The sequence below is a fragment of the Dehalococcoides mccartyi 195 genome (genome assembly GCF_000011905.1).
Lineage (GTDB): Bacteria > Chloroflexota > Dehalococcoidia > Dehalococcoidales > Dehalococcoidaceae > Dehalococcoides > Dehalococcoides mccartyi.
Genome location: NC_002936.3, coordinates 554,449 through 571,192, shown reverse-complemented (window position 1 = coordinate 571,192; position 16,744 = coordinate 554,449). Strand labels below are relative to the sequence as shown.

Sequence of the window (16,744 nt, the reverse complement as noted above, 5' to 3'; positions counted from 1 at the left end):
CAAGGAGTAAATATGACAGATATATTAAATGAAGCTTCAAACATAGCCCAATGCAAGGAATGCCCCTGGTACAGGGCATGCACAACCCCTATGCGTTACACTTCTGAAGATATCCGCCGGCAGGTACAAAGCGGAAGCCCGGGCATGAACGCACCCCAGGACGAGGCAGCCATGCAGCAAATGTTATCTATGGCTTCGGCTGCCCAGAACTCTATGCTGGAAGCCTGCCCTATTTTTATTGACCGCCTGCGCAATAACCCTAAACTGGCCCAAAAGATAAAGGAAATAATGCAGAACTGGAGTCAGGAAATCACCTAAAGCGGGGGCTGGCTGAAATAGGTATCCGCTATATATCCGGCTGTTTCAGCTACCGCTTTTTCCACTTTTTCGGTCAGACCCTGTGCCATTTCGGTGGGAATGCATTCGGGTTTAACCGCCAGCACGTCTATTTTCACCCCGCCGTCCGCATGGAGTTCTTCAAGCATATTCAGGGTGGGCATAAGGTGAAGAGAAAAATCATTTATCTTTTCCGGTGAGACCTGCTCAACCCTCAGATGCCCCAGTTCCCCCACCCCCAGGCCGGTTTCCATAGCATCTACCAGCACGATAACTTTGGGTTTAACCTCGCTGATTATTATGTTAAATAACAGCTCGCGGATAGCAGTGCCAACGTCCATAACACAGGCAAAATCAGGAACCCGGCAGTGGGCATTTAAGTAATCTGCCACCGCCGGGCCAAAACCGTCATCCCCGTAGAGTATATTCCCGCAGCCAAACACAACTACCTTACGGAAGCAATACTCCGGTAAACATTCCATATTTAGTTGGAGTAAGTCTGGACCAGCTGACCTTTGGCGTCAACTATATCCAGATTGACCGCTAATTTGCCGTTCAGCTCATGGGTAGAGCAGGACAAACAGGGGTCATAAGCCCGTATCACCATTTCTATTTCATCTAAAATGGTTTCGTCATATTTGCCGCCCTTAATCAGGGTCTGGGCAGCCTGTTTTACCGACATATTTATAGCCGCATTGTTCATAACCGTGGCAACCAGCAGATTGGCATCAGTAACCAGACCATTTTCATCTGTGGTATAGTCATGGATAAGCGTGCCGCGGGGGGCTTCTATGCACCCTACTCCCCGGCCGGCTTTAGGTGTTACCGGCACACGGGTATTGGTGCTGGTGATTTCGGGGTCAGACAAAAGTTCAACCGCTCTTTCGGCATTATACAAAAGCTCTATCAGGCGCGCCCAGTTAAAAAGGAGTGACTGCTGGGCGGGGCGTCCGAACTTGGAGCGGAACTCTTCCAGTTCTTTCTGGGCTAAAGGTGTAGCAATGCGCTCACAAACATTTATACGGGCCAGCGTATTTACCCGCAAAATGCCGGAGGGATTGTCCAAATCCATATTGAATTCACCCAGTTCCTTAGCATACGGGAATTTGGCATAACTCCAGTCTTCTACCCGTTCGGTAATATGGTCAAGATAATCTTTGGGGTCAAACTCGGTAAACTTACCGTCAGGGTGCATCAGGCGAAGATGGCCGTCATATTGGTTTAAAGCCCCGTTTTTATCTACCGTACCCAAGAAACCGGTCTTGATAACGCCAATTTCTTTAATAAGGTCTTCATATTTTCCGAAAAGATTTTCTTTGGCATAGGCGATGGAGAACTTGGCGAACTCCAACAGCTCTTTAGCCATTTCCATCATCTTTTCACGTTCGGTTTCAGTAAGCGGCTTGGAAAAACCGCCGGCTACAGCCGCTACCGGGTGAATATCTTTTCCCAGCAGGTAATCCAGCAGTTTTGATGCCAGATGACGTGAGCGTATAACCTTCTGTCCCAGTTCAGGCATCTTCTGGGCTATACCGAAAACATTGCGCATGGAGTAGTTTTCACCCGGACCCATTACCAGGTCTGCTCCGGCTAAGAAGAAGAAGTGGAGGATATGCTCTTCCATATAAGCAGCAGCATTAGCCAGCTCACGCAGTTTGCGGCCGGCAGAAGGCGGGGTAACCCCGAAAACATTATCACAGGCTTTGGCCGAACACAAATGGTGGGAAAGCGGGCAGACACCGCAGATACGCGGGGTAATACGGGGCATTTCCTCTACCGGACGCCCGATACAGAACTTTTCAAAACCGCGTAATTCTATAATATGCATGCGGGCATCAGATACGTTACCATTATCATCAAGGTTTATCACAACCTTGGCAGCACCTTCAATTCTGGTAACCGGCTGTATTGTAATCTGTTTCATATATCCTCCGAATAAACTAAAGGTGGTTACTACTTATCCTGCGGGCGGAGTCTACCCGAACCGATAAAGCGGTTTATGGTGGCCACCCGGTCAACAATCTCCTTCGGGTCACGCCCGATATAGCTTAAAGAGCCCATTATATCAGCAGTGGGGTTGGAACTCTGGCGTACCGGCCCGAAACAGCCGCGGCAAGGCATATAGGCTTTGATGCAGCGGGGAATTTCTTCTGAGGGGTCAGCTCCTAAGATGCGGTTACACCCGGCTTTGGTAACCGGCCCCAGACAGAACAAACCCTGTTCATTCAGGCAGCGCATATTATCATAGCGGCCGGGGGTAAACTGGGCATTTTGCAGAGGGCGTTTGATAGACCCGCCGGTAGATTGTTTTTCACGTATGGTGGGGCAGGTATCACACACACTTCTTTCAGGAAGTGCAAATGTCTTGCCTGCAAGTACTGCATTTAAAAGTTCAACTATATGGGCAGGTGTGGGAGGACAACCGGGCAGATGGATATCTACTTTTATTACTTCATCTACGGCATAAACACGGTCAAGCAACTTGGGGAGGGATTTGTCACTGGGAGGAGAAGAAGGGTCAGTACCCTTTTCTTTATTAAAAATCTGGTCCAGCATTGCTTCGGTAGTGGAAAGGTTTGCCAGAGCCGGAATGCCGCCAAAACAGGCGCAGGTGCCAAGGGCAACTATTATCTTGCATTTCTTGCGCATTTCCAGAGCAAGTTCCTTGTTTTCCTCATTCCGGATACCGCCGGTAATCAGGCCAAGGTCAGCTTCCGGGATTTCCGGTTTAGTGCCGTCACCCTTCTGCCCGAAAAGTTTGTGGTCCATAAGCACCGGCATATGTACTATTTCCAAGTTGGGTAAAATATCCAGCAGCGATTCACCTATATCCAGTAGAGAAAGTTCACACCCTCCGCATACCGCAAACCATTCTTCAGCAACACGGACCATTTTATCCTCCTAGCCATGTCTTTTGCTTTGCCGTCACCGCATAATCCGGTAATACATACAAGTTAGTATATAAAACAACTGTTTATATTCTAGCACCTAAAAAACGTTTTTACCATTCACACGGGGTATTTTTATATATACCACCAAAATTAACACCCGTAGTTTAGCATTTATAACCAGACAGAACAAAATCTGCCAAAGGCGCAGAAATATCAGCCCAAATACTTACACATATAACCAGCCACAAGCTCATACCCAAGTGAGCGGTAATACTCTCTGGCACCCACCCCGCTTAGAATGGCAAGTGAGCTAAGGCCATATTCGTCCCGCACCAGACGCTCTGCCTCTGCTACCAGCTTTCTGCCAAGACCCCGGTGCTGGGCAGACTGTTCGCCCTGTTCACCCAGTGAAAGTTCTGTGCCGTATACGTGCAGTTCACGCACCAGCCCTGTTTTACCGCCATATTTTTTATCAAGTACCGGCAGAGAAACCTGCGGTATGCGCAGCCTGAGCAGGCCGTAAAGGGTATCAGAGGCATCTTCAAAACTAAGGAATATCTCCTTGCCGCCTGATGCCTGATAATCCAGACGTTTTAAGGCAGGCTCACCGCTGGTCTGACCCTTGCGCTGGCGGTGACCATACTCGCGGCAGCGTATACACTTGCACTTCTGGTTACGGCTTTCCAGTATCTGCCGCACTCCATCCCGCAGTGAGTCTTTGAGACCGGCACGGATAAATACAGCCGGTATATCCCGAAGCACCCGCGAAATACGCACATAAGGCGGCACCAGAGCTTTAATATCCGCAATTAGCCCGGTCATAATATCACTCGGGTACGGGGTATAGCGGCCTTCTTTCCACCACTCTTCAAGTATAGTACCCTCCACTACCATAGTGGGATAAAGCTTAAGCCCGTCAGGACAGAAACGCGGGTCTTCAAACACCATACGGGAAAGAGCTAAATCTTTTTCAGGAGAAGAGCCGGGAAGTCCGGGCATCCAGTGGTAATGAACCTTAAGGCCGTATTCACGCAAAAGGCGGGTGGACTCAGCCACATCTGCCACTGTATGCCCCCGTTCAACCAGTTTATAAATATCATCATCCAGCATCTGGACGCCAAGTTCCACTCTGGTAGTACCAAAATCTATCATCCGCTGTATTTCGGCCTCACCGCAGATATCCGGGCGGGTTTCAATGCATAAACCCACGCAGCGGTGCTGGGCGGTTTCATTTATAGCCTTGGCTTCCTCTAAACTGGAGGCCACTACCCCGTTCAAAGCATCATAACAGTCTTTAATAAAACCATACTGGTAGGCAGTATCTGCCGCAAGAAAAGTACCCCCCATGATTATAAGCTCAACCTTATCAGTGGGGTGACCCATATCCTGTATTATCCGCAGGCGAAGGGCAACCTGCCGGTACGCCTGGTATTCACAGCTTTTGGCCCGCAAAACAGCCGGAGATTCAGGCGTATAGCTCTGGGGAGTAGCCTCAAAGGTGGGGCAGTATACGCATTTGCCGGGGCAGGGCAAAGGCTTGGTCATAACCGCCACCGGAGTAACGCCTGATATTGTTCGGGAAAGCTTCTTCATATATACTCTTATTTATAAGGATAGTTAATTATAACCTAAAGCTATGAACGAACAAAATTTTACTTCCCAGGAACAGGTATTTGACCAAATAGCCGACGGCTGGTACAGCTTTCGCCATCGTTCCATCTTCAGCCATGAGCTTTCAGCACTGGCGGCAAAGTGGCAAACAGGCAAACTATTAAACGCGGGCTGCGGCTGCGGGGCGGATTTTATACCCTTTAAAGACAGCTTTGAGCTATACGGCATAGATTTTTCAGCCGAAATGATAGAACAGGCCGGGAAATATGCCCGTAAGCACGGCTTCAAACCCAATCTGTCAGTAGCAGATATGCAAAACCTGCCTTTTAAAGATGCCGAATTTGACTGGCTGATTGCGGTGGCCAGTTTCCATCACCTGAAAGGGCAGGATGCCCAAGAGAAAGCCTTAAAGGAATTCGGGCGGGTACTGAAAGATGGCGGGCAGGTATTCCTGACCGTCTGGAACCGCCTGCAGCCCCGCTTCTGGTTTAAGGGGCGTGAAACGCTGGTGCCATGGAAAAGCCAAGACCGGGTACTTATGCGTTATTACCGGCTGTATACCTGCTGGGAGATAGAGGCACTGGTAAAAAAAGCCGGATTCAGAGTAGTCAGCTCTTTTGGTGAAAAAAACCACCGCGGGCCGAAATATTTTGCCCGGAATATATGCCTGGTGCTTGAGAAGCAAACTTTAAAAAAATAATACTTTAGGTTATATTGTAATAAGTGAGATGGCAAATAACAGCTGCGAAAGAGGCTCCGGTTCTTCTATGATAATCCCCACCATAATTCTGGCGGTTGTAGCGGTGGTGGTCAGCATTATTGCGTATAACAAAAACGGCGCCCACACCGAAGGGTTTAAAGCCGCTTGGGATATATTCATTCAGGTATTACCCATGATGGTACTGGCTTTTATTATTGCCGGTATGCTCAGGGTTATTATACCCCAGGAAACTATCAGCCAGTGGCTGGGGCAGGAATCAGGTTTCAAGGGCGTACTTATCGGCACGGCTTTAGGCGGACTGATGCCGGGCGGGCCTTACAGCTGTATGCCTATTGCCGCCGGTCTGCTGGGCAGGGGCGCCGGAGCAGGCACTATGGTTGCTTTTATGACCGGCTGGTCTCTGCTGGCGGTCAACCGCCTCCCCCTTGAGATTGGTATGCTGGGCTGGAAATTTGCCCTTATACGGCTGGCAGTAACCGCCCTGATGCCTATTGCCGCAGGTATGCTGGCCAATGCCCTTTTCTCAAAAGTAAACCTGCTTGAATAGTTTTATCCACAGGAATAAACTATTAGGCTGTAAACGTAAGTTGGCGAAAGGAAGTACCTGAGAGATGATGGTAAGAATCCCCTGCCCTGATTGTGGAGTAATTGGCAGTTTTTCATTAGCTGACGAGGTATATGAAGGGCCTTATAAATGCTGGAAATGCCGCAAACTTTTCAAAATACGCATTGAGCGGGGTTCTGTACAGCTTTGCGAGCCCATAGACGAAGCAGAATTTGAACGGCTGAAATCCCTGGGTGACTTAAAACGCAAATCACGGGGCGGGGACGAAGAGTAGCCTTCCCTTTAATAAACTTATGAAGCCAGTTCGGCCATGCCCGGTGTGGTCTTCCATTTCCGGGTGTGGCTGTTTTTATATTCATCCAGTTTAGACGGAAAATCAGGACTATCAATGCTGTCCAACGTCATAATAAGAGCATCTTCATGGTTATCCAAATAATATTTTTTCCGTATGCCTTTTATGGCAAAACCATATTTCAGATACAGGTTTTGAGCCACAATGTTTGAAACCCTAACCTCAAGGGTCATTTCAAAGCATTTGTATTTTATAGCCTCTTTCAAGGAGCTTATCAGGAGCAATTCGCCAAACCCTTTACGGCGAAAGGCATCCCGGACTGCCACGCTTACCAAGTGGGCAGAGCCGGCCATAACCCATATGGCACTGTAACCGATAACCTTTGGATTATCGGCAAGCGTCCCAGCGGCGTTGCTGTCACGGCGGATACAATCCCACAGCCGTTTCCAGATATTCGGGCTGATTTTAGGCGAAGCACCACGGGAAATATCTTCATCAACCAGCACCATATAATGGGCCATGATGTTTTCCATCTCACGCTTAAAGTTGGTAGCCGGCCACATGGTGGGAAATGCTTCTTTATCTATCTGGTTAAGTTCCGGTATGTCCTGGTCTTTTATAGGACGGATTAAATAGGTCATTTAATAAACCTCTTGCAAACACTGCCCGGATATTTTAACATACATGCCCAAATAAAAGGGTACAAAATAGCCTATCAGGCGGGTGAATTTGGCTTGCCGAACCTTTCATATTCGCTATATACACACCCGCAGTATTGCTGGCGGTAAAGGTCTAAGGGCTTGGTAATATGGCGGCTGTCCGAATAACGTTTCCGAAGGTCTGCATAGGCAAACCTGACCCCCGTTTCCTTAGCCAAAGCTTCAGCCGAGCAGACTGCATCCTGGTGTTTCTGGTGGGGGCTGATAAAAAGGCTGGAAGAAAAATATTCATACCCATGCCCTGCGGCATAAGCGGCAGTCTGCCCCAGCCGCATATCAAAACAGATTCGGCAGCGCCCGTCCACATTGGCGGATACATTTTTAAAATATTCGGCCATGTGATATGAAGGCTCTGTTATAAGCTCAAAACCCATTTCAGCTGAAAGTTTCCGCATAGCCTCAAGCCTGCTTTGATGCTCCATAAATGGGTGAATATTAGGGTTATACCAGTAAACACTGACCGCAAAACCCTGTTCCTGCCAGTATTTAAAAGAGTAAGCGGTACAGTGGGCGCAACAGCCATGAAGGAGAAGTTTAGGTGCCATTCTCCGCCCAAAGCCCCTGCTGGTTATTTTTATCAGCCGGGTAAGGTATATTCAAGTGCTGGTAGGCCAGACGGGTCGCCTGACGCCCTCTGGGTGTTCTTTCCAGAAAACCCAGTTGGAGCAGATACGGTTCGTAAACGTCCATAATAGTATCTGCCTCTTCGGAAATAGCGGCGGCAATGGTTTCAAGCCCTACCGGCCCACCGCCGAATTTATGGATAATGGTTTTTAAAACCTTGTGGTCAATCTCATCAAGCCCCAAACGGTCTACTTCCAGACAGGCCAGAGACTCTGCTGCCATATCCCCGGTAATCAGCCCGTTTCCTTTTACCTGAGCATAATCCCTCACCCGCCGAAGCAGACGGTTAGCTACTCTGGGAGTGCCGCGGGAACGGCAGGCTATCTGGCGGATACCGTTTTCTTCCGCCTCCACCCCCAGTATATGGGCAGAACGGCTGACAATATCATGAATGGCATCTTCGTCATAAAAATCCAACCGGAATATAGAACCGAAACGGTCACGCAGAGGTGCGGAAAGCATGGCATAGCGGGTAGTCGCCCCTATCAGGGTAAAGTGAGGCAGTTTCAGCCTCAGGCTTCTGGCACCCGGCCCTTTTCCTACCATTATGTCAAGTGCATAATCTTCCATAGCCGGGTAAAGGACTTCCTCCACATTCCGGCTGAGGCGGTGAATTTCATCTATAAACAAAATATCAAAAGGCTTAAGGTTAGTTAAAATAGCTGCCAGGTCACCCTGCCTTTCAATGGCCGGGCCGGAAGTGATGCGGATATTCACCCCCATCTCCAAAGCTATTATATGGGACAGAGTGGTTTTACCCAGCCCCGGCGGCCCGTAAAGCAAAACATGGTCCAGCGCCTCTCCCCTTTGCTTGGCCGCCTGTATGGCTACCCCAAGATTATCCTTGAGGCGTTTTTGACCTATAAAATCAGACAGGCAACGGGGGCGGAGACTGGTATCCAGCTTGGCATCATCGGCGGCCAGTTTCCCGGATATAAGACGCTCTTTTTCCTCTGACATTTGAAATATTATAGCACAAATATTCCAAAACGCCCTCAATAATCGGGCTTTAAAGGGGGTGTTTGACGGGTCATATGCCTTGCGGACTGATAAAACAGGCTATATCGGGATAATAAAAAGAGGGGCGTTACGCCCCTCTTTTCAAGACTATAACAACCGAAGCTTATTTAAGCCTAAAGGCAATTTTCCGGCAGAGTGCTGACCGCAGGTGCGGCAGCGGCAGCGGCTATCCGTTCCGCTCTTTCAACCGTAGCTTCCTTGCAGGATTTGCACTGGGCAGGTATAAGCTTGCCTATGATAACATTTTCCTTAAGGCCGGACAGCTTATCCACCTTGCCGTAAATGGCGGCATCAGTAAGGACACGGGTGGTCTCCTGGAAGGAGGCCGCCGCCAGCCAGCTTTCGGTGCTGAGTGAAGCACGGGTAATACCCATAAGCACGGTATGGGCGGTTGCCGGTTCGCCGCCTTCGGCCAGAACCTTAGCGTTGATATCCTCGTAGCGGAACTTGTCTACCAGTTCACCCGGAACCAGGTCAGTATCACCTGAGGAGTCAATGCGTACCTTGATAAGCATCTGGCGGGCAATAACCTCTATGTGTTTATCGTTGATATGTACGCCCTGAGAGTAGTAAACCTTCTGGACTTCTTCAACCAGATACTTCTGGACAGCGTCCCTGCCCAAAATGGACAGAATATCCTGCGGGTTTATAGAGCCGTCAGTCAGCTGCTGACCGGCACGGACACTATCCCCGGTTTTAACCTTTATCTGCATGGCGGCAGGTATAGCGTATTCACGTTCTTCGCTTTCGCTGTATTTGATGGTGATAAGGCTGCCATCCACTGAAACTTCACCGGCCACTCTGGCAACCACATTCTGGTCACTCTGAACTACCGCCTTGGACTTGCCTTCCATTTCAGGCGAAGCCAGCACCATGCCGGAATCCACCCACTGTCCGCTTTGAACCTGAGTCTTCCAGCCGGAAGGCAGCTCATATTCGTCCTGATATACTTCATCAGAGAATATGCGGATATGGCGGCCGTTTTCATTTTCAATAACCTCGGCCTCACCGTCTATTTCAGAAATAATGGACTGAACCTTGGGCGGACGGGCCTCAAAGAGTTCTTCAACTCTGGGAAGACCGGTCGTAATATCTACGCCTACCACACCGCCGGTATGGAAGGTACGGAGTGTCAGCTGGGTACCGGGCTCACCGATACTCTGGGCGGCAATGATACCTACGGCGGTATTCATGTCTACCAGACGGACACGGCCAAGGTCACGCCCGTAACAGCGGCGGCACATGCCGTGAGTAGCTTCGCAGGTAAGCGGAGAGCGGACAAAGACTTCGGTGATACCGGCTTCGCCGATAGCCTTAGCCTTAGCTTCGTCAATCTCTTCATTGTTACCCACGATAATTTCGCCGGTCTGGGGGTGAACCACATTGTGAGCTGCCCAGCGGCCGAGTACACGGTCAACCAGCGGGGGCAGCATACCCTTTTCTTTGGGTTCTACTATCCAGGTGCCGTTTGAAGTGCCGCAGTCTTCCTGAAGGATAATAACATCCTGGGTTACGTCTATAAGGCGGCGGGTCAGGTAACCTGAACCGGACGTACGTAAAGCGGTGTCAGCCAGACCCTTGCGGGCACCGTGAGTAGATATAAAGTATTCCAGAGTAGTCAGGCCTTCACGCAGGGAAGACTTGATGGGGAAGTCAATAATACGGCCGGACGGGTTAGTCATAAGGCCGCGTAAACCGGCCATCTGGCGTATCTGGGAAATATTACCCTTAGCGCCGGAGTTAGCCATCATGTACACGGAACCCTGTTTGTCAAAACCGGCCTGAATAGCATCTGTAATGCGGTCAGTAGTTTCCATCCAGGTTTCAATGATGCTGTTGTAGCGTTCGTCTTCGGTGATAAGACCGCGGGCAAACTGACCTTCGGAAATGGCAGTCCGCTCATCAGCGGCAGCTACCAGCTTGGCCTTTTCACGCGGCACCGAAATATCACTCATGGCAATGGAAATGCCTGAGCTGGTGGCGTATTTGAAGCCAAGCTGTTTTATCTTGTCCAGCATGACGGCCATATCCTGGCTGGAAAGAATCTTGTAACAGCGGCCGATTATCTTTTTGATGGCGGATTTGGGTATATCCATATTCTGGAACTCTACTTCCTTGGGCAGGACATCATTAAATATAATCCGCCCGGTAGTGGTTTCCAGCATATTACCCTTGCCGTCACGGACTTTGATAATAGCCCTGAGGTCAATAATACCCATTTCGTAATAGTGCTTGGCTTCTTCAAAGTCACTGAATATCTTGCCTTCACCCTTAGCACCCGGCCGGGTAGTAGTCAGGTAATAACACCCGAAGACCATATCAAGGCTGGGGGATACCACCGGCTCACCGCTGGAGGGAAGCATCATATTATGAATGGACAGCATGGTTTCACGGGCTTCCTTCACGGCCGCTTTGGAAAGGGGCACGTGGACAGCCATCTGGTCACCGTCAAAGTCAGCGTTAAAGGCTGAACAGACCAGCGGGTGAAGCCTGAGGGCACTGCCGTCAATAAGCACCGGCTCAAAGGCCTGGATACTAAGGCGGTGCAGAGTGGGAGCGCGGTTAAGCATAACCGGCCTCTCCTTGACCACCTCTTCCAGAATATCGTAAACCTCCGGGCGGGCGCGCTCTACCAGACGGCGGGCGCTCTTGATATTGGGGGCTAAGCCGTCCCGTACCAAGCGGTGCATGACAAAGGGCTTAAAGAGTTCAAGTGCCATACGGCGGGGCAGACCGCACTGTGAAAGTTTGAGTGAAGGGCCTACCACAATAACCGAACGGCCTGAATAGTCAACCCGTTTACCCAGCAGGTTCTGGCGGAAGCGTCCCTGTTTGCCGCGAAGCAGGTCAGAAAGGGACTTGGCTTTGTGGTCACCATTTACAGCCACGCTCTTGCCGCGGCGTCCGTTATCAATAAGTGAATCCACCGCTTCCTGAAGCATACGCTTTTCGTTGCGGATAATAATCTCCGGCGCCCCGATTTCCATCAGGTGCTGGAGACGGTTGTTCCGGTTGATAACCCGGCGGTAAAGGTCATTTAAGTCACTGGTGGCAAAACGGCCGCCGTCAAGCTGAACCATAGGACGCAGGTCAGGCGGCAGTACCGGCAGAACCGTCATAATCATCCACTCAGGCTTGTTGCTGGAGCGGCGGAAAGCCTCTACCAGCTGAAGCTGTTTGCCAGCCTTTTTGCGGCGCTGGCCGGAAGTGGAGCGGGTTTCCTGAATAAGTTTGCTCCGCTCCTTATCCATATCTATATAAGAAAGCAGCTTAAGCAGAGCTTCGGCACCCATGGAGGCCTCAAAAACATTGCTGAAACGCTGTTTCAGCTCGTAATACTGGTTTTCGGTCAGCAAATTGCCTATTTGGAGGTCTTTCAGCTGGTCTATAAGCAGCTGGATATCTTCTTCCATCTGCTCACGTTCAGTTGAAAAATCACGGCGAACCTGATTTATGGCTTCAACAGTGGCATCTTCGGCTTCCATCTGGGCAACCCTGGTATCTACCTCGCTGCCCTTATCAGCTACCCGCTGGGAGGAAATAACCTCCAAATCTTTAATGGCCTTTTCACGGGCTTCGTCATTTACCCCGGTTATAATGAAATGGGAATAATAAATTATCCTTTCAAGGCTGCGGGTGGACAAATTAAGCAGCAGGCCTACCCGGCTGGGAATACCGCGGGTAAACCAGATATGGCCTACCGGACAGGCCAGTTCAATATGCCCCATCCGTTCACGCCGTACCTTGGCACGAGCAATTTCCACGCCGCACTTGTCACATATAATGCCCTTGTAGCGGATACGTTTGTATTTGCCGCAGGCACACTCAAAGTCCTTTATAGGGCCGAAGATACGCTCACAGAACAGACCGTCCCGCTCCGGCTTTAACGTACGATAGTTTATGGTTTCAGGTTTGGTAACCTCACCATAAGACCAGCTTCTTATCTGGTCAGGGGAAGCCAGTGAAATCCGTATTGCATCAAAATCATTAACTTCGTTCATCGTTTTCGGATACCTCTTCATCATTTGATGACATTGCCAAATCCTGGTCGTCAGTATCAATTACCGACATCATGGAGTCTTCAATATCCTCGGCGCCTGCATACAGGGTCTCAGGCAGTATTTCAGCAGAAACATCTTCACTGCCCGGCAGGTTGGCCTCAGTCAGTGCGGCCACCTTTTCGGAGGGGGCAATCTTGACTTCTTCATTTATTACTTCAACAGCCAAACCCAGGCTCTGAAGCTCTTTTACCAGTACCTTAAAGGATTCAGGGACACCGGGCTGGATTACATCCTCACCCTTTACAATGGATTCATAAGCCTTGGCGCGCCCGGCAATATCGTCTGACTTGATAGTCAGCATTTCCTGCAGGTTATGGGCTGTACCATAAGCGTACATAGCCCAAACTTCCATCTCACCGAAGCGCTGGCCGCCGAACTGGGCTTTACCGCCCAAAGGCTGCTGGCTGATGAGCGAATAAGGACCGGTGGCCCGGGCGTGGACTTTATCCTCCACCAGATGGATAAGTTTCAAAATATACATATTGCCTACGGTTACCGGCTGGTCAAAGGTTTCGCCGGTGCGCCCGTCCCGCAAAACTGATTTACCCACAATAGGCGAAGGCAGACGGCTTTGACTGCTTACTTCGTAGGCTTTCTTTTCCAGTTCAGCCCCGCTTAAAGAAGAAGCATCCACCCCCATATCCTTCAGCCAAAGCTTCAGGCTGACTTCCTTGGCCAGACCGGGGTGCCTTTCGTCAAAGACCTTCTTACCGTCAAACCCCTGTTGTTTAATCCACTCTACAGCCTTGGCGGTATCAGTGCTGGGGCGTTTGTTTTCCGGGCTCATGTCTGTAGCACCGGCCTTGGCGGAAAGCCAGGAACGGGCCAAGGCGTCTTCAATGGCGGTATCATCTGCCCCGTCAAATACGGGGGTGGCCACCCTGAAGCCCAGCAGGTGTCCTGCCCAGCCCAGATGGGTTTCCAGAATCTGCCCCAGGTTCATGCGGGAAGGTACGCCGATGGGGTTCAATACCACATCTACCGGAGTGCCGTCAGGCAGGTAAGGCATATCCTCTACCGGGGCAATTATGGAGATAACACCCTTGTTACCATGGCGGCCGGCCAGTTTGTCACCCACTGAAACCTTGCGTTTCTGGGCAACCCAGACCTGCACCCATTTGTTAACCCTGGCAGGCAGGTCATCACCGTTTTCACGGGAGAAGACCCTTACGTTTATAACCTTGCCCCATTCACCGTGAGGCATACGGAGTGAAGTATCTTTAACTTCGCGGGCTTTTTCACCGAAGATAGCCCGGAGGAGTTTTTCCTCAGCTGAAAGCTCGGTTTCACCCTTGGGGGTGATTTTACCCACCAGAATATCATCCGGGCCTACTTCAGCCCCGATGCGGATAATACCGTCTTCGTCCAGCTCACGCAGGCTTTCTTCACCCACGTTGGGGATATCACGGGTTATTTCCTCACCGCCCAGCTTGGTATCATGGGCCTCAAGTTCATGCTTGGTAATATGGATAGAGGTAAAGGCGTCTTCCCTTACCAGCCGTTCGCTGAGGATAATGGCATCTTCATAGTTGAAACCCTGCCAGCTCATAAAGGCTACTACGCAGTTCTGACCCAGAGCCAGTTCGCCATTTTCGGTAGCAGAGCTGTCAGCCAGTACCTGCCCGGCTTCTATCTTCTGTCCTTTATTTATAACGGCATGCTGGTTTATACAAGTACCCTGGTTAGTGCGGACAAATTTCTTCAGCAGATATTCGTCATCCTGACCTTCGGCGGTGCGGATTATTATCTTTTCGCTGGTCACCGAAGCAGCTACACCGGCGCGCTTGGCAAAAATAACCTGACCGGAGTATCTGGCTGCTTCGCGTTCCATACCGGTTGCCACCATGGGAGCTTCTGCCCGAAGCAAAGGCACAGCCTGGCGTTGCATGTTGGCACCCATAAGGGCACGGTTGGCATCATCATGCTCAAGGAAGGGTATGAGCGAAGCCGCCACGCTGAAAATCTGTTTGGGTGAAACATCCATGTAATCAATCTTTTCGGGGGGTTCTATTACATAGCGTTCAGCCAGACGGGCTTCAATCCTTTCATCCAGGAAATAACCGTTCTCGTCCAGACGGGTATTGGCCTGAGCGATAATATAGCGGTCTTCTTCGTCTGCCGGCATATATTTGACCTCGGCAGATACAAAAGGCATAACCTGAATATCACACTCCGGCAGCTTTGAAATAAGCTTGAAATTTTCTTCGCTGACTACGCTTCCGGCTGATGCCAGCACTTTGTCTTTGTCACTGACTGCGGCTGCAAGCTTAAGGCCTACCAGTTTTTTATCATTATTTTTCAGTTTGGAATAAACCTTGCGGTAAGGGGTTTCCACAAAACCGTAGCGGTTAATCCGGCTATAGGTAGCCAGAGAACCGATAAGACCAATGTTCGGGCCTTCAGGTGTCTCAATAGGGCAGATACGCCCGTAATGGGAATAATGAACGTCACGAACGTCAAAGCCGGCTCTTTCGCGGGAAAGACCGCCGGGGCCCATGGCGGACAGACGGCGTTTATTGGTAATTTCAGCCAGAGGGTTAGTCTGGTCCATAAACTGGGAAAGCTGTGAACCACCGAAGAACTCTTTAACTGCCGAAACCACCGGGCGGATATTAACCAGAGCGCTGGGAGTAACTACTTCCAGATTTACAATGCTCATTCTCTCACGGGCAACCCTTTCCAGACGTACCAGACCTATGCGGAACTGGTTTTGAACCAGTTCACCCACCGTCCGGATTCTGCGGTTACCCAGGTGGTCAATGTCATCAGGGGTATCCTGGCCATTGTTGACCATGATAATCCGCTTGATTATAGCCACTATGTCTTCGCGGGTAAGGGCACGGTTGTCACCAACCTCGCGGTCAGGCAGCTCCAGACGGCGGTTAACCTTGTAACGGCCTACCTTGCCCAGGTCATAGTGCTGGGGGTCAAAAAACATTTCGTTAATAAGCTTGCGGGCGTTGTCCGCATTGGGCGGGTCACCGGGGCGCAAGCGGCTGTAAATATCAATAAGAGCACTGATTTCGTCTTTTATAAGGGGGTCGCGGTCAATACTGGACTGGATATAATGGCGTTCGGGGTCATTATCAATAACCTCAAACAGATTTAAAATATCCAGGTCATCAGAATAACCTATGGCCCGCAGAAGGGTGCTGACGGGAATCTTGCGGCGGCCGTCAATCTTGACTGAAATAACATCCCGGTTGGAGGTTTCAAACTCCAGCCAGGCACCTCTGCTGGGAATAAGGTTAGTATGGCAGAGAGGGCGGCCGGTGGCCGGGTCATCTGAAATAGTGAAGTAAACGCCGGGTGAACGCAGCAGCTGGCTGACAACCACCCGCTCCGTACCGCTGGTAATAAATGTGCCCAAAGCGGTCATCAGGGGGATGTCACCGAAGAACAAATCAAAGGGCTCTTTGATTTCACCGGTAGTCTTAACTATTAACCGGGCTTTAACATACAAAGGTACAGAATAGGTCTGGTCACGCTGAGTGCATTCGTACTCAGACAAACGGGGTTCGCGGAATTCGTAGCCAATGAATTCCAGTTCCAGTCTGTTGCCCACGAAGTCTTTGATAGGGGAAATCTCCTCAATCAGTTCACGGAGACCCTCCTCCTGAAACCAGACAAAAGACTGCAGCTGCATCTCTATCAGGTTAGGTACATTGACAACCTCGGGTAGTTGGGCATAAGATTTGCGGGTTATACCGGTGGCGGCGTCGGCCTTAGGTAACATAGATACCATGTCTGCTCCTTATTATAATCTCAAGGGACGTCGTTGCGCTAAAAAACAAAAGCGCACAATAATGCGGCTAGAAGAAAAAGTTGCTGTTTTTGGTTTGACATTTTTTCTGGAGGCATAATTTGCAAATAATAATGGTACTCCTGTAAACACAGTTTGTCA

General features: G+C 50.1%; 13 protein-coding genes. 4 read left to right on the top strand and 9 right to left on the bottom strand.

All coding sequences use genetic code 11. From position 1 onward, the window contains the following. Positions 1-12 precede the first annotated feature (12 nt). Entirely contained in the window at positions 13-318 is a 306-nt protein-coding gene (locus DET_RS03250) for a hypothetical protein (RefSeq protein ID WP_010936392.1), read from the top strand. Here DET_RS03250 and DET_RS03245 read toward each other — a convergent pair. The 4 genes from DET_RS03245 to DET_RS03230 all read right to left on the bottom strand — a co-directional run bounded on the left by DET_RS03245 (position 315) and on the right by DET_RS03230 (position 4,820). Further along, on the bottom strand, positions 315-818 hold the full coding sequence (locus DET_RS03245; RefSeq protein ID WP_010936391.1) for a hydrogenase maturation protease: 504 nt from the start codon (positions 816-818) through the stop codon (positions 315-317). The genes DET_RS03250 and DET_RS03245 overlap by 4 nt on opposite strands. A 2-nt stretch (positions 819-820) precedes the next feature. Beyond that, positions 821-2,260 carry a Ni/Fe hydrogenase subunit alpha gene (locus tag DET_RS03240; RefSeq protein WP_010936390.1) on the bottom strand — a complete coding sequence of 480 codons (1,440 nt, stop codon included), beginning with the start codon at positions 2,258-2,260 and terminating at the stop codon, positions 821-823. A gap of 29 nt (positions 2,261-2,289) precedes the next feature. Continuing rightward, positions 2,290-3,228, bottom strand: coding sequence for a methyl viologen-reducing hydrogenase (locus DET_RS03235; protein ID WP_010936389.1), 939 nt, complete (start codon positions 3,226-3,228; stop codon positions 2,290-2,292). Between the two features lie 212 nt (positions 3,229-3,440). Beyond that, positions 3,441-4,820, bottom strand: coding sequence for an elongator complex protein 3 (locus DET_RS03230; protein WP_010936387.1), 1,380 nt, complete (start codon positions 4,818-4,820; stop codon positions 3,441-3,443). 43 nt (positions 4,821-4,863) lie between these two features. On the opposite strand from DET_RS03230, the gene DET_RS03225 reads away from it, so the two are divergent. The 3 genes from DET_RS03225 to DET_RS03215 all read left to right on the top strand — a co-directional run bounded on the left by DET_RS03225 (position 4,864) and on the right by DET_RS03215 (position 6,398). After that, entirely contained in the window at positions 4,864-5,538 is a 675-nt protein-coding gene (locus DET_RS03225) for a class I SAM-dependent methyltransferase (protein WP_010936386.1), read from the top strand. Between the two features lie 67 nt (positions 5,539-5,605). Then, on the top strand, positions 5,606-6,106 hold the full coding sequence (locus tag DET_RS03220; RefSeq protein ID WP_234943839.1) for a permease: 501 nt from the start codon (positions 5,606-5,608) through the stop codon (positions 6,104-6,106). 64 nt (positions 6,107-6,170) lie between these two features. Next, complete coding sequence (locus DET_RS03215) at positions 6,171-6,398, top strand: hypothetical protein (protein ID WP_010936384.1); 228 nt, start codon at positions 6,171-6,173, stop codon at positions 6,396-6,398. A gap of 17 nt (positions 6,399-6,415) precedes the next feature. Here the strand turns inward: DET_RS03215 and rimI are convergent, their stop codons facing one another. The 5 genes from rimI to DET_RS03190 form a co-directional block, all read right to left on the bottom strand. Then, entirely contained in the window at positions 6,416-7,057 is a 642-nt protein-coding gene (rimI, locus tag DET_RS03210) for a ribosomal protein S18-alanine N-acetyltransferase (protein WP_010936383.1), read from the bottom strand. A 74-nt stretch (positions 7,058-7,131) separates the two neighbouring features. Next, the gene (locus DET_RS03205) at positions 7,132-7,680 is read right to left on the bottom strand and encodes an epoxyqueuosine reductase QueH (RefSeq protein ID WP_010936382.1); all 549 of its coding nucleotides are present in this window, start codon (positions 7,678-7,680) and stop codon (positions 7,132-7,134) included. Further along, the gene (ruvB, locus tag DET_RS03200; protein ID WP_010936381.1) at positions 7,670-8,719 is read right to left on the bottom strand and encodes a Holliday junction branch migration DNA helicase RuvB; all 1,050 of its coding nucleotides are present in this window, start codon (positions 8,717-8,719) and stop codon (positions 7,670-7,672) included. Before ruvB ends, DET_RS03205 begins: the two co-directional genes overlap by 11 nt. 173 nt (positions 8,720-8,892) lie before the next feature. Then, positions 8,893-12,780, bottom strand: a complete 3,888-nt coding sequence (rpoC, locus tag DET_RS03195; RefSeq protein WP_010936379.1) for a DNA-directed RNA polymerase subunit beta' — start codon at positions 12,778-12,780, stop codon at positions 8,893-8,895. Further along, complete coding sequence (locus DET_RS03190) at positions 12,767-16,585, bottom strand: DNA-directed RNA polymerase subunit beta (RefSeq protein WP_010936378.1); 3,819 nt, start codon at positions 16,583-16,585, stop codon at positions 12,767-12,769. Before DET_RS03190 ends, rpoC begins: the two co-directional genes overlap by 14 nt. Between the last annotated feature and the right edge of the window lie 159 nt (positions 16,586-16,744).

Coding starts and splice junctions, on each gene's coding strand:
- DET_RS03250 (WP_010936392.1), top strand. CDS start 13: ATGACAGATATATTAAATGAAGCTTCAAACATAGCCCAATGCAAGGAA.
- DET_RS03245 (WP_010936391.1), bottom strand. CDS start 818: ATGGAATGTTTACCGGAGTATTGCTTCCGTAAGGTAGTTGTGTTTGGC.
- DET_RS03240 (WP_010936390.1), bottom strand. CDS start 2,260: ATGAAACAGATTACAATACAGCCGGTTACCAGAATTGAAGGTGCTGCC.
- DET_RS03235 (WP_010936389.1), bottom strand. CDS start 3,228: ATGGTCCGTGTTGCTGAAGAATGGTTTGCGGTATGCGGAGGGTGTGAA.
- DET_RS03230 (WP_010936387.1), bottom strand. CDS start 4,820: ATGAAGAAGCTTTCCCGAACAATATCAGGCGTTACTCCGGTGGCGGTT.
- DET_RS03225 (WP_010936386.1), top strand. CDS start 4,864: ATGAACGAACAAAATTTTACTTCCCAGGAACAGGTATTTGACCAAATA.
- DET_RS03220 (WP_234943839.1), top strand. CDS start 5,606: ATGATAATCCCCACCATAATTCTGGCGGTTGTAGCGGTGGTGGTCAGC.
- DET_RS03215 (WP_010936384.1), top strand. CDS start 6,171: ATGATGGTAAGAATCCCCTGCCCTGATTGTGGAGTAATTGGCAGTTTT.
- rimI (WP_010936383.1), bottom strand. CDS start 7,057: ATGACCTATTTAATCCGTCCTATAAAAGACCAGGACATACCGGAACTT.
- DET_RS03205 (WP_010936382.1), bottom strand. CDS start 7,680: ATGGCACCTAAACTTCTCCTTCATGGCTGTTGCGCCCACTGTACCGCT.
- ruvB (WP_010936381.1), bottom strand. CDS start 8,719: ATGTCAGAGGAAAAAGAGCGTCTTATATCCGGGAAACTGGCCGCCGAT.
- rpoC (WP_010936379.1), bottom strand. CDS start 12,780: ATGAACGAAGTTAATGATTTTGATGCAATACGGATTTCACTGGCTTCC.
- DET_RS03190 (WP_010936378.1), bottom strand. CDS start 16,585: ATGGTATCTATGTTACCTAAGGCCGACGCCGCCACCGGTATAACCCGC.